Annotated in this window: 11 protein-coding genes and 1 tRNA gene; 3 read left to right on the forward strand and 9 right to left on the reverse strand. The window is 68.7% G+C overall.

Translation table 11 applies throughout. The features are described 5' to 3' along the window. Positions 1 to 62 precede the first annotated feature (62 nt). Together QIS96_RS06635 and QIS96_RS06640 are read left to right on the forward strand one after the other, a co-directional pair. Positions 63 to 896 carry a trans-aconitate 2-methyltransferase gene (locus QIS96_RS06635; protein WP_282541449.1) on the forward strand — a complete coding sequence of 278 codons (834 nt, stop codon included), beginning with the start codon at positions 63 to 65 and terminating at the stop codon, positions 894 to 896. Between the two features lie 57 nt (positions 897 to 953). Continuing rightward, entirely contained in the window at positions 954 to 1,319 is a 366-nt protein-coding gene (locus QIS96_RS06640) for a VOC family protein (RefSeq protein ID WP_282541450.1), read from the forward strand. Between the two features lie 51 nt (positions 1,320 to 1,370). Here the strand turns inward: QIS96_RS06640 and QIS96_RS06645 are convergent, their stop codons facing one another. Both QIS96_RS06645 and QIS96_RS06650 read right to left on the reverse strand, forming a co-directional pair. Next, positions 1,371 to 2,072, reverse strand: coding sequence for a TetR/AcrR family transcriptional regulator (locus tag QIS96_RS06645; RefSeq protein WP_282541451.1), 702 nt, complete (start codon positions 2,070 to 2,072; stop codon positions 1,371 to 1,373). 12 nt (positions 2,073 to 2,084) lie between these two features. Next, entirely contained in the window at positions 2,085 to 3,086 is a 1,002-nt protein-coding gene (locus tag QIS96_RS06650; protein WP_282541452.1) for an acyl-CoA desaturase, read from the reverse strand. A 458-nt stretch (positions 3,087 to 3,544) separates the two neighbouring features. Between QIS96_RS06650 and ppc the strand changes: the two genes are divergently transcribed. After that, the gene (gene ppc, locus QIS96_RS06655) at positions 3,545 to 6,247 is read left to right on the forward strand and encodes a phosphoenolpyruvate carboxylase (protein WP_282541585.1); all 2,703 of its coding nucleotides are present in this window, start codon (positions 3,545 to 3,547) and stop codon (positions 6,245 to 6,247) included. A gap of 89 nt (positions 6,248 to 6,336) precedes the next feature. On the opposite strand, the gene QIS96_RS06660 is transcribed toward ppc, so the two are convergent. The 7 genes from QIS96_RS06660 to QIS96_RS06690 form a co-directional block, all read right to left on the reverse strand. Continuing rightward, complete coding sequence (locus tag QIS96_RS06660; RefSeq protein WP_282541453.1) at positions 6,337 to 6,813, reverse strand: hypothetical protein; 477 nt, start codon at positions 6,811 to 6,813, stop codon at positions 6,337 to 6,339. Between the two features lie 56 nt (positions 6,814 to 6,869). Next, positions 6,870 to 7,466, reverse strand: a complete 597-nt coding sequence (gene pth, locus QIS96_RS06665; protein WP_282541454.1) for an aminoacyl-tRNA hydrolase — start codon at positions 7,464 to 7,466, stop codon at positions 6,870 to 6,872. Positions 7,467 to 7,561: 95 nt separating this feature from the next. Next, positions 7,562 to 8,152, reverse strand: coding sequence for a 50S ribosomal protein L25/general stress protein Ctc (locus tag QIS96_RS06670; RefSeq protein ID WP_282541455.1), 591 nt, complete (start codon positions 8,150 to 8,152; stop codon positions 7,562 to 7,564). 198 nt (positions 8,153 to 8,350) lie between these two features. Further along, positions 8,351 to 9,325 carry a ribose-phosphate diphosphokinase gene (locus QIS96_RS06675; RefSeq protein WP_282541456.1) on the reverse strand — a complete coding sequence of 325 codons (975 nt, stop codon included), beginning with the start codon at positions 9,323 to 9,325 and terminating at the stop codon, positions 8,351 to 8,353. Positions 9,326 to 9,427: 102 nt separating this feature from the next. Then, positions 9,428 to 10,879 carry a bifunctional UDP-N-acetylglucosamine diphosphorylase/glucosamine-1-phosphate N-acetyltransferase GlmU gene (gene glmU, locus QIS96_RS06680; protein WP_282541457.1) on the reverse strand — a complete coding sequence of 484 codons (1,452 nt, stop codon included), beginning with the start codon at positions 10,877 to 10,879 and terminating at the stop codon, positions 9,428 to 9,430. A 130-nt stretch (positions 10,880 to 11,009) separates the two neighbouring features. After that, positions 11,010 to 11,083: transfer RNA gene (locus QIS96_RS06685), tRNA-Gln, on the reverse strand. Between the two features lie 14 nt (positions 11,084 to 11,097). After that, a complete protein-coding gene (locus QIS96_RS06690; RefSeq protein WP_282541458.1) occupies positions 11,098 to 11,958 on the reverse strand; it encodes a hypothetical protein in 861 nt (286 codons plus the stop codon). Positions 11,959 to 11,997: the final 39 nt, after the last annotated feature.

The following is an 11,997-nucleotide window of genomic DNA, read 5'->3' on the forward strand; positions in this document are numbered from 1 at the left end:
GGCATCGTCGCGAAGCAAGTGCCTTCCGGAAATGCACCGCGTACCTGGCAGGGAGCTCGAACATGCATTCCGCAATGACCTGGGACCCGCAACAGTACCTCCGTCACACCAGCCACAGGACCCGGCCCTTTCTCGATCTGCTCGAGCAGATACCGGAGTTGCCCGCCGGCGGGCCCGGCGGACCCTCCAAAGCACCGCGCATCGCCGACCTGGGCTGCGGCCCCGGCAACGTCACCGTCCTGCTCGCCGACCGCTGGCCCACCGCCCACATCACCGGCTTCGACAGCTCCCCCGAGATGCTGGCCAAGGCCACCGAACTCGCGGGCCCCACACCCGGCGGCGGCCACCTCGACTTCCAGCCGGCCGACGCCGCGCACTGGGTGCCCGACGAGCCCTTCGACCTGATCGTCTCCAACGCCGCGCTCCAGTGGGTGCCCGACCACGCCGAGTCCTTCCCCGCCTGGATCGACGCGCTCCGCCCCGGCGGCACCCTCGCCTTCCAGGTCCCCGGCAACTTCACCTCGCCCAGCCACGCCCTGCTCGGCGAACTCTGCGAGAGCCCGCAGTGGCGCTCCCGCCTCGGGGACCACGGCCGCCGCTTCGTCCACATCCTCGACCCCGCCGACTACCTGATCCGGCTCACCGACCTCGGCTGCGAGGCGGACGCCTGGGAGACCACGTACTCCCAACTCCTCCAGGGCGAGGACCCCGTGCTCGACTGGGTCAAGGGCACCGCCCTGCGCCCCGTCCTCACCGAACTCGCCGACGACCCGGACGCCGCGGCGGACTTCCTCGCCGAATACCGAGACCTGCTGCGCAAGGCGTATCCACCGGGCCCGCACGGCACCGTCTTCCCGTTCCGCCGCATCTTCGCCCTCGCCACCAAACCGGACTGAGACCGCCGCCGGGGGCCCACCGCCCCCGGCGCCACCCCTCCCGATCGGAGCCGAACCGTGATCACCGCGCTCGATCACCTCCAGCTCGCCGCCCCACCCGGTGCTGAGGACACCCTGCGCTCGTACTACGTGGACGTCCTCGGCATGACGGAGGCGCCCAAGCCGCCCGTCCTCGCGGCCCGCGGCGGCTGCTGGTTCGAGGCCGGCGAGGTGCGGCTGCACATCGGCGTCGAGGACGACTTCCGCCCCGCGCGCAAAGCACACCCCGGCCTCCGGGTGCGCGGCATCGAGGCGTACGCGGCCCGGCTCGCCGAGCGCGGCGCCGAGGTCCTGTGGGACGGGAACCTGCCGGGACACCGCAGGTTCTACTCGTACGACCCGGTCGGCAACCGGCTCGAATTCCTGGAGCCGGTCGACGGCTGACGCGGAAACAAAAAAGGGCGGGGGCCGCCGCCCCCGCCCTCTCGGCCCTGCTCAGTTCTTGCGATGCCCTATCAACCGGGGCTTCGCCTCAAGACCGTCCAAGCCGTGCCACGCCAGGTTCACCAGATGCGCGGCCACCTCGGCCTTCTTCGGCTTACGGGCGTCCAGCCACCACTGACCCGTCAGCGCGACCATCCCCACCAGCGCCTGCGCGTACAGCGGCGCCAGCTTCGGGTCGAAGCCGCGGGCCTTGAACTCGTGGCCCAGGATGTCCTCGACCTTCGTCGCGATGTCGGAGATCAGCGACGCGAACGAGCCCGTGGACTGCGGAATGGGCGAGTCACGGACCAGGATCCGGAAGCCGTCCGCGTACTCCTCGATGTAGTCGAGCAGCGCGAACGCCGCCTGCTCCAGGAGCTCCCGCGGATGCCCCGCCGTCAGCGAACCCGTCACCATGTCGAGCAGCTGCCGCATCTCCCGGTCCACGACGACCGCGTACAGGCCCTCCTTGCCGCCGAAGTGCTCGTACACCACCGGCTTGGAGACCCCCGCCTTCGAGGCGATCTCCTCCACCGACGTGCCCTCGAAGCCCTTCGCGGCGAACAGCGTGCGGCCGATCTCCAGAAGCTGCTGACGCCGCTCGGCCCCCGTCATCCGCGTACGACGGCCGCGCCGCGTCTTCTCGGGCCGGTCACTGCTCGTGCTGGTCGATGTGCTCGGGGTGCTTGAGTCGGTCGCCACGACGTCCATCATGCCGTGTCCGCCTCAGGCCGCGTCCGCTGCCTGCGGCTTGCGCCGGGAGTCGATACGCGACTGCGACGGCCAGCGCACGTCCCGCGCCCAGCCGAACACCTCGAAGCAGCGGATCAGGCGCGCCGACGAGTCCAGCTGCCCGCGCATCACCCCGTGCCGCGCCGACGTCGGGTCCGCGTGGTGCAGGTTGTGCCAGGACTCGCCGCAGGACAGGACCGCCAGCCACCACACGTTCCCGGACCGGTCACGGGACTTGAACGGCCGCTTGCCGACCGCGTGGCAGATCGAGTTGATCGACCACGTCACGTGGTGAAGCAGCGCCACCCGTACGAGAGAGCCCCAGAAGAAGGCCGTGAACGCGCCCCACCACGACATCGTCACCAGACCGCCCACCAGCGGCGGAATCGCGAGCGACAGCATCGTCCAGTAGATGAAGTCACGCGAGATACGGCGGATCGCCGGGTCCTTGATCAGATCCGGCGCGTACTTCTCCTGCGGCGTCTGCTCCTCGTCGAACATCCAGCCGATGTGCGCCCACCACAGGCCCTTCATCAGCGCCGGGATCGTCTCGCCGAAACGCCACGGCGAATGCGGGTCGCCCTCCGCGTCCGAGAACTTGTGGTGCTTGCGGTGGTCGGCCACCCACCGCACCAGCGGGCCCTCCACCGCCATCGACCCCGCCACCGCGAGCGCGATCCGCAGCGGCCGCTTCGCCTTGAACGAGCCGTGCGTGAAGTAGCGGTGGAAGCCGATCGTGATCCCGTGGCAGCCCAGGAAGTACATGAAGACGAGCAGCCCCAGATCCAGCCAGCTCACCCCCCACCCCCAGGCCAGCGGCACCGCGGCGAGCAGCGCCAGGAACGGAACGGTGATGAAGAGGAGCAGGGTGATCTGTTCGAGCGAACGCTTCTGCTCACCACCGAGCGTGGCGGAGGGCAGCGGCGCCTCGTCACCCGCGCTCCGCCCCGCGGAATCCCGCGGGGCGTCGTCGATCACTTTGGACCTCGTGGTCATGGGCGTCCCCTGTGGGGTCGAGGGTTTTCGGCAGGTGCGCCGGGTCACGGGAATTCCTGCGGTCCTCACCAAAGGCCCGGCGCGGTCTTCCCGCACAGTTCCTACGGCTGCGTAACCTACGGCGACGTAAGTATGGCAGTGCTCGCCCCGGCCACAAGTGGCCACCGACGGGCCCCGCCGGACCGCGACCTATCCTGGTGGCGTCGGACAGCGTGGTCCGCTCTGAGTCTTCCCCAGATTCCGCAGATCCAGCATCACGGAGATCCGGCACCACGGAGATCCACATCGGATCGTCCCGGAGCCGGACGACGGGGTCCTCTCAGTTTTCTCCAGATACGAGCTCAACACTGCAAGGAGCCGCACCTGTGAGCAGTGCCGACCACCAGAACACCAGCGCCGGCAGCACGAGCGCCGGCACGACCAGCAGCACGAGCACGAGCACGAGCACCAGCGCCGAGCTGCGCGCCGACATCCGGCGCCTCGGCGACCTCCTCGGCGAGACCCTCGTACGCCAGGAAGGCCCCGAACTCCTCGACCTCGTCGAGCAGGTCCGGGCCCTCACCCGCGAGGACGGCGAGGCCGCCGCCCGCCTCCTCGGCGAGACCGAGCTGGAGACCGCCGCCAAGCTGGTCCGCGCCTTCTCCACCTACTTCCACCTCGCCAACGTCACCGAGCAGGTGCACCGCGGCCGCGAACTCGCCGCCCGCCGCGACGCCGAGGGCGGCACCCTCGCCCGCACCGCCGACCTCCTCAAGGACGCCGACCCGGCCCACCTGCGGGAGACCGTCGAGCACCTCAACGTGCGGCCCGTCTTCACGGCCCACCCCACCGAGGCAGCCCGCCGCTCCGTCCTCAACAAGCTCCGCCGCATCGCCGAGCTCCTGGAGTCGCCCGGCTCCGCGGCCGACCGCCGCCGCCTCGACCTGCGCCTCGCCGAGAACATCGACCTCGTCTGGCAGACCGACGAGCTCCGCGTGGTCCGCCCCGAGCCCGCCGACGAGGCCCGCAACGCCATCTACTACCTCGACGAGCTGCACACCGGCGCCGTCGGCGACGTCCTGGAGGACCTCACCGCCGAGCTGGATCGCGTCGGCGTCGAACTGCCGCCCGGCACCCGCCCCCTCACCTTCGGCACCTGGATCGGCGGCGACCGCGACGGCAACCCCAACGTCACCCCCGAGGTCACCTGGGACGTGCTGATCCTCCAGCACGAACACGGCATCACCGACGCCCTCGAACTCGTCGACAACCTGCGCGGACTGCTCTCCAACTCCATCCGGTACGCGGGCGCCACCGACGAGCTGCACAGCTCCCTCCGGGCCGACCTGGAGCTTCTCCCCGAGATCAGCCCCCGCTACAAGCGCCTCAACGCCGAAGAGCCCTACCGCCTCAAGGCCACCTGCATCCGGCAGAAGCTCGTCAACACCCGCGAGCGCCTCGCCAAGGGCACCCCGCACGAGGCCGGCCGCGACTACCTGGGCACCGCCGAGCTCCTCCAGGACCTCACCCTGCTCCAGACCTCCCTGCGCGAACACCGCGGCGCCCTCTTCGCCGACGGCCGCATGGACCGCGTCATCCGCACCCTCGCCGCCTTCGGCCTCCAGCTCGCCACCATGGACGTACGCGAGCACGCCGAGGCCCACCACCACGCCCTCGGCCAGCTCTTCGACCGGCTCGGCGAGGAGTCCTGGCGGTACGCCGACATGCCGCGCGACTACCGGCAGAAGCTCCTCGCCAAGGAACTCCGCTCCCGCCGCCCCCTCGCCCCGCGTCCGGCCCCGCTCGACGCCGCGGGCCAGAAGACCCTCGGCGTCTTCGAGACGATCAAGAAGGCCCTCGCGATCTTCGGCCCCGAGGTCATCGAGTCGTACATCATCTCGATGTGCCAGGGCGCCGACGACGTCTTCGCCGCCGCCGTCCTCGCCCGCGAAGCCGGCCTCATCGACCTGCACGCCGGCTGGGCCAAGATCGGCATCGTGCCGCTCCTGGAGACCACCGACGAGCTCCGCGCCGCCGACGTCATCCTCGACGAGATGCTCGCCGACCCCTCGTACCGCCGCCTCGTCTCCCTGCGCGGCGACGTGCAGGAGGTCATGCTCGGCTACTCCGACTCCTCCAAGTTCGGCGGCATCACCACCTCCCAGTGGGAGATCCACCGCGCCCAGCGCCGCCTCCGCGACGTCGCCCACCGCTACGGCGTACGGCTGCGGCTCTTCCACGGCCGCGGCGGCACCGTCGGCCGCGGCGGCGGCCCCTCGCACGACGCGATCCTCGCCCAGCCCTGGGGCACCCTCGAAGGCGAGATCAAGGTCACCGAACAGGGCGAGGTCATCTCCGACAAGTACCTCGTCCCGTCCCTCGCCCGCGAGAACCTCGAACTGACCGTCGCCGCAACGCTGCAGGCCTCCGCCCTGCACACCGCGCCCCGCCAGTCCGACGAGGCCCTCGCCCGCTGGGACGCAGCCATGGACACCGTCTCCGACGCCGCCCACGCCGCGTACCGGAAGCTCGTCGAAGACCCCGACCTGCCGACGTACTTCCTCGCCTCCACCCCCGTCGACCAGCTCGCCGACCTGCACCTCGGCTCGCGGCCCTCCCGCCGCCCCGGCTCCGGCGTCTCACTCGACGGACTCCGCGCCATCCCCTGGGTGTTCGGCTGGACCCAGTCCCGGCAGATCGTCCCCGGCTGGTTCGGCGTCGGCTCCGGCCTCAAGGCGCTGCGCGAAGGGGGCCTGCGGCATGAAGGTGACACCGTCCTCGACGAGATGCACGAGCACTGGCACTTCTTCCAGAACTTCCTCTCCAACGTCGAGATGACCCTCGCCAAGACCGACCTGCGGATCGCCCGCCACTACGTCGACACCCTCGTCCCCGACGAGCTCAAGCACGTCTTCGACACCATCGAGGCCGAGCACGCGCTCACCGTGCAGGAAGTCCTGCGCATCACCGGCGGCAAGGAACTCCTCGACACCAACCCGGTGCTCCAGCAGACCTTCGCCATCCGCGACGCCTACCTCGACCCGATCTCGTACCTCCAGGTCGCCCTCCTCAAGCGCCAGCGCGACGCCGCCGCTGCCGACGCCGAGCCCGACCCGACGCTGAGCCGCGCCCTGCTCCTCACCGTCAACGGAGTCGCCGCAGGCCTCCGCAACACCGGCTGACCCACAGCCGCACACACGCAGAACGCCCGTGCCGGGCAACGCGACCAACCGCGTTGCCCGGCACGGGCGTTCGTACGAAAAAGGGCGACCTAGAGCGTCGCGAACGAGGCCACCAACAACGCGCCCCCCGTCAACCCCACACCCCACGCCACCCGCGGCAGCCGCAGACCGCCCCCGATCACCACGGCCGCCAACAACAACGCACCGCCCAGCGGCACCCACGCATGCAGAAAACCCGGACCACCCGTCCGTACGACCTCGTCCGTGCCCGGCTTCACCGCCACCGGCACCTTCGCACCCTTGTGCTCACCGATCGACCGGTCGATCACCACCGACGCACGCGGCTTCCCCGAAGCCTCCGCCGGCGCGAACGAACCCGAACACGCCTCGCCCTCACACCGGACGACCGTCATCACACCCTGCTCACGATCCTCCGTGAACACCACGTGCTGCGCCGTCGACCAGGACGTCCACGCCCCCGCGACGAGCAACAACAGCGCAAGCAGGACAGACCCGGCACGCCGACCGAACAACAGCAGGCCCGGCTGGGCAGTAGCGGCAGACATGGCCGAAATCCTTGGCCACAAATGAGCCCTCGGTCAAGCTCAGGCCCTACCCCGACTCACGAGTTGTACGTGCTCTGCGCCCGCTCAAGACCCTCCAGGACCAACGCCTCCACGGCATCCGCCGCCCGGTCCACGAAGTAGTCGAGCTCCTTGCGCTCCGCCCCCGAAAAATCCTTCAACACGAAATCCGCGACCGGCATCCGCCCCGGCGGCCGCCCGATCCCGAACCGCACCCGGTGATAGTCCGCACCCATCGCCTTCGTCATCGACTTCAACCCGTTGTGCCCGTTGTCGCCCCCACCCAGCTTCAACCGCAGCACACCGAAATCGATGTCCAACTCGTCATGAACCGCAACGACGTTGGCCGTCGGCACCTTGTAGAAATCCCGCAGCCCCGTCACCGGCCCACCGGACAGATTCATGTACGACATCGGCTTCGCCAGGACCACCCGACGACTCCCCGGACCCGGCGGACCCACCCGGCCCTCCACGACCTGCGCCTGCGCCTTCCCGTGCCGCTTGAACCCGCCGCCCATCCGCTGGGCGAGGAGATCCACCACCATGAAACCGACATTGTGGCGATTGGCCGCGTACCCCGGACCCGGATTGCCGAGCCCGGCGATCAACCAGGGCGCAGTGGCGTCGCTCGTCATCTAGAACGTCTCCCCAAACAGAACAACAGGCACAAACGACCCGATGCCGGGCACCGTCCCGAAAGACGGTACCCGGCACCGGGAAAAGCAGCGGATCAGGCCTCCGCGGCCTCGTCCTCGGCACCCTCGGCCGGGGCCTCCTCGGCCTGCGCGGCCAGGACCTGCAGGACGACAGCGTCCTCCTCGACGGCCAGCGTCGTGCCCTTGGGCAGCGTGATGTCCTTCGCCAGAACCGACGCACCGGCGTCCAGACCAGCGATGGAGACCGTCACGGACTCCGGGATGTGCGTCGCCTCGGCCTCGACCGGCAGGGCGTTCAGCACGTGCTCGAGCAGGTTGCCACCCGGGGCCAGCTCGCCCTCGGTGTGCACCGGGATCTCGACCTGGACCTTCTCGCCACGCTTCACGAGCAGCAGGTCGATGTGCTCCAGGATGCCCTGACGCAGCACGTCACGCTGGACGGCCTTCGGGATGACCAGGTGGCTCTTGCCGTCGATGTCCAGGTCGATCAGGACGTTCGAGGTCTTCAGCGCCATCAGGGTGTCGTGGTGCGGCAGCGCCACGTGAACCGGGGCCTCGCCGTGACCGTAGACAACGGCCGGCAGCTTGTCGGCACGACGCAGACGGCGGGCAGCGCCCTTGCCGAACTCGGTACGCGCCTCGGCGGAGATCTTCACCTCGGACATGCTCAATCACTCCTCGTATGGGTGAGAAACGGACAGGTCACCCGGCCACGAACGGCCTGCTACGAAGAGCGCGTCGATAACGGAGCCACACAAAAAAGTGCGGCCTCCCTCGCCGAGCAACTTGAGCAGTCTACTCGGCAGGAAGGCCGCACCAGAAATCGATCAAGCCTTACCGGCTCCGGCGTTACCGGCTCCGGATCACTGCTCCTCGAAGAGGCTCGTCACCGAACCGTCCTCGAACACCTCACGCAGCGCACGCGCGATCGTCGGCGCGATCGACAGCACCGTGATCTTGTCCAGCTCCAACTCGCTCGGCGTCGGCAGCGTGTTCGTGAACACGAACTCGCTCACCTTCGAGTTCTTCAGCCGGTCCGCAGCCGGACCCGACAGCACACCGTGCGTCGCCGTCACGATGACGTCCTCCGCACCGTGCGCGAACAGCGCGTCCGCCGCCGCACAGATCGTGCCGCCCGTGTCGATCATGTCGTCCACCAGGACACAGACCCGACCCTCGACGTCACCCACGACCTCGTGCACCGTCACCTGGTTCGCGACGTCCTTGTCACGCCGCTTGTGCACGATCGCCAGCGGCGCACCCAGACGGTCGCACCAACGGTCCGCCACCCGAACCCGGCCGGCGTCCGGCGAGACCACCGTCAGCTTGTCCCGGTCCACCTTCGCGCCCACGTAGTCCGCCAGGATCGGCAGCGCGAACAGGTGGTCCACCGGACCGTCGAAGAAGCCCACGATCTGATCCGTGTGCAGGTCGACCGTCACGATCCGGTCCGCACCCGCCGTCTTCATCAGATCCGCGATCAGCTTCGCCGAAATCGGTTCACGTCCGCGGTGCTTCTTGTCCTGCCGCGCGTAACCGTAGAACGGCACGATCACCGTGATGCTCCGAGCGGACGCCCGCTTCAGCGCATCGATCATGATCAGCTGTTCCATGATCCACTTGTTGATCGGAGCCGTGTGGCTCTGAATCAAAAAGCAGTCCGCACCACGCGCCGACTCCTGATAGCGCACATAGATCTCGCCGTTGGCGAAGTCGAACGCCTTGGTCGGAACGACGCCGATGCCCAACTGGTGGGCGACCTCCTCGGCCAGCTCGGGGTGGGCGCGGCCGGAGAAGAGCATCAACTTCTTCTCGCCGGTCGTCTTGATCCCGCTCACAGCACAGTCTCCTCAGACGTGTTCATCGCAGCCCTGAATACGAGCCAGCCGAAATAACGTGCACCTATCACGGTACGCCGCCTCAGACGCACCTGTTTCCGGTCAGCTTTCGCCTTCCGGCTCCGAAGAAGCAGCCTGAGCCGCCTTCGCAGCCGCGCTCCCCGGACGCTTACGAGCCACCCAACCCGCGATATTCCGCTGCTGGCCACGGGCGACAGCCAACGAACCGGGCGGCACATCCTTCGTGATCACAGACCCCGCAGCGGTGTAAGCACCGTCCCCGACCGTGACAGGAGCCACAAACATGTTGTCCGAACCGGTCCGACAGTGCGACCCGATCGTCGTGTGGTGCTTGTCCTGACCGTCATAGTTCACAAACACACTCGCCGCACCGATGTTGGAGTGCTCACCGATCGTCGCATCCCCCACATACGACAGATGCGGCACCTTCGTCCCCGCACCGATCGACGCGTTCTTCATCTCCACATACGTGCCGGCCTTCGCCTTCACACCCAGCCGCGTCCCCGGCCGCAGATACGCATACGGACCCACCAGCGCCTCATCGCCGACCACCGCACCGTCCGCCACCGTGTTGTCCACCCGCGCACCGGCACCCACCGACGTGTCCTGCAACCGCGAATTCGGACCCACCTCGGCATCCGCCCCCACGTGCGTCGCACCGAGCAGCTGCGTACCCGGATGCACCACCGCGTCCGGCTCGAACGTCACCGTCACATCCACGAACGTCGACGCCGGATCCACCACCGTCACACCGCCCAGCATCGCCCGCTCCAGCAGCCGGTCGTTCAACGTCCGCCGCGCCTCGGCCAACTGCACCCGGTTGTTGATCCCCGCGATCTCCCGGTGATCACCCGCGACCGACGCACCCACCCGATGCCCCGCCGCACGCAGAATCCCCAGCACATCAGTCAGGTACTCCTCACCCTGACTGTTGTCCGTACGCACCTTGCCCAACGCATCCGCGAGCAGCGCACCGTCGAACGCGAACACACCCGAGTTGATCTCCCGGATCGCCCGCGTCGCGTCGTCCGCGTCCTTGTGCTCCACGATCGCCGTCACCGCACCCGCGGCATCCCGCACGATCCGCCCGTACCCCGTCGCGTCCGGCACCTCCGCCGTCAGCACCGTCACCGCATTGCCGTCCGCGGCATGCGTCGCGGCCAGCGCCCGCAGCGTCTCCCCGGTCAGCAGCGGAGTGTCACCGCACACCACGATCACGGTCCCGTCCACCGCCCGCTCCGCGGCCAGCTCCTCAAGACCCATCCGCACCGCGTGCCCGGTGCCGTTCTGCTCCTCCTGCACGGCCGTACGGATCTCCGCATCGGCGGCGGTGAGGTGCGCGACGACCTGCTCGCGCGCGTGCCCGACGACCACGACGAGCCGGTCGGGCCTCAACTCCTGCGCGGCGGACACCACATGACCGACGAGGGAGCGCCCGCAGATCTCGTGCAGCACCTTCGGGGTCTTGGACTTCATGCGGGTGCCCTCACCCGCTGCAAGGACGACAACGGCGGCCGGGGGTGTGGCGCTCACGGGTATGCCCTTCGGCTTCGGATGTGTTGGGGGTGGACATCCGCAGGATACCGGGGCGTTGTGGGGCGGAAATGGGGACGGGTCCTGACCTTGGGGGCAGGACCCGAACTCGGCTCTTGTGAGCTGTGAGCTCCCCCGCAAGGATTCGAACCTTGACCTGCCAGGACCAAAACCTGGTGTGCTGCCTGGTTACACCACGGGGGACAGCCCTTGAGACCTTACCTGAGACGGCCTTGTGCGTAGGAGGCGATTCCGTTCCACCATCCTTCGATGCGCAGATACAGCCGGGCGCTCCGGTTGACCCCGATGACGAGACAGCCGTGGTAGTCGTCTCCGGTGTTCTTGCGCACGGTCTTGGGGTTGTGTCGCTTCAGGGTCGGTCGGCTGAAGACGTCGACGTCCACACCGAGCACGTCTGCCCAGTGCCGGTGAGCGCCGGGCACGTCGGCCGACTCGTGGATCAGGATGCGGTATCGCCGGTGCTCCGGCTCGACTCCCAGTAGGTCCAGCCAGGCCACGAAGGTCTCGATGACGCTGGTGTCGCTGTTGACGAAGATCACGCGCTCGCGGCGGGCGTGCGGTTTGCTCTTGCTGCCTTCTGCCCAGTACAGCGCTACTCCGACAAGGAACAGCTCACGGTCGGAGAGCTCGCCGATCTCCTGGTGCGCCGCGAGCCTGACGCGCTCCCGTTCCTCGTTCTGCGCACTCCGCAGCCTGGCGAGCCCGGCGTGCATGAGGGCTTGCTGCTCTTCCGGTGTGTAGCGCGGCTCGGGCTTCGGCAGGTCCCGCACCCACAGGGATATCGAGCTCTTCGAGCAGCCCAGCTCCAGCTGGATCTGGTCGTACGTCCAGCCCTGGAGGCGGAGTTCGCGGGCGCGTTCGCGGAGGTCGTCCTTGGCGTTGGGGCGTTTCGTCCAGGTCGGGGCCGGTTCGCCCTTGACCAGGGCGCTGAGGAGGTCGTGGTTGTAGATCTTCAGCTCGTCGCGGATCTGGCGGAGGCTGAGGCCGGCTCGGCGCAGCGTGATGGCTTGTTCTCGGAGGTTCTCGAAGTCGGCCTGGCGGCTGGTGATTTCGTTCATGCGGCAAGTCTTGTCCGGAATGCGGACGTCCGGGTCGAA

The organism is Streptomyces cavernicola (assembly GCF_029968035.1).
GTDB classification, from domain to species: Bacteria; Actinomycetota; Actinomycetes; order Streptomycetales; family Streptomycetaceae; genus Streptomyces; species Streptomyces cavernicola.

Excerpts from the sequence above, each read along its gene's own strand:
- QIS96_RS06635 (WP_282541449.1), top strand. The coding sequence starts at position 63 with ATGCATTCCGCAATGACCTGGGACCCGCAACAGTACCTCCGTCACACC.
- QIS96_RS06645 (WP_282541451.1), bottom strand. The coding sequence starts at position 2,072 with ATGATGGACGTCGTGGCGACCGACTCAAGCACCCCGAGCACATCGACC.
- QIS96_RS06650 (WP_282541452.1), bottom strand. The coding sequence starts at position 3,086 with ATGACCACGAGGTCCAAAGTGATCGACGACGCCCCGCGGGATTCCGCG.
- QIS96_RS06660 (WP_282541453.1), bottom strand. The coding sequence starts at position 6,813 with ATGTCTGCCGCTACTGCCCAGCCGGGCCTGCTGTTGTTCGGTCGGCGT.
- pth (WP_282541454.1), bottom strand. The coding sequence starts at position 7,466 with ATGACGAGCGACGCCACTGCGCCCTGGTTGATCGCCGGGCTCGGCAAT.
- QIS96_RS06670 (WP_282541455.1), bottom strand. The coding sequence starts at position 8,152 with ATGTCCGAGGTGAAGATCTCCGCCGAGGCGCGTACCGAGTTCGGCAAG.
- QIS96_RS06690 (WP_282541458.1), bottom strand. The coding sequence starts at position 11,958 with ATGAACGAAATCACCAGCCGCCAGGCCGACTTCGAGAACCTCCGAGAA.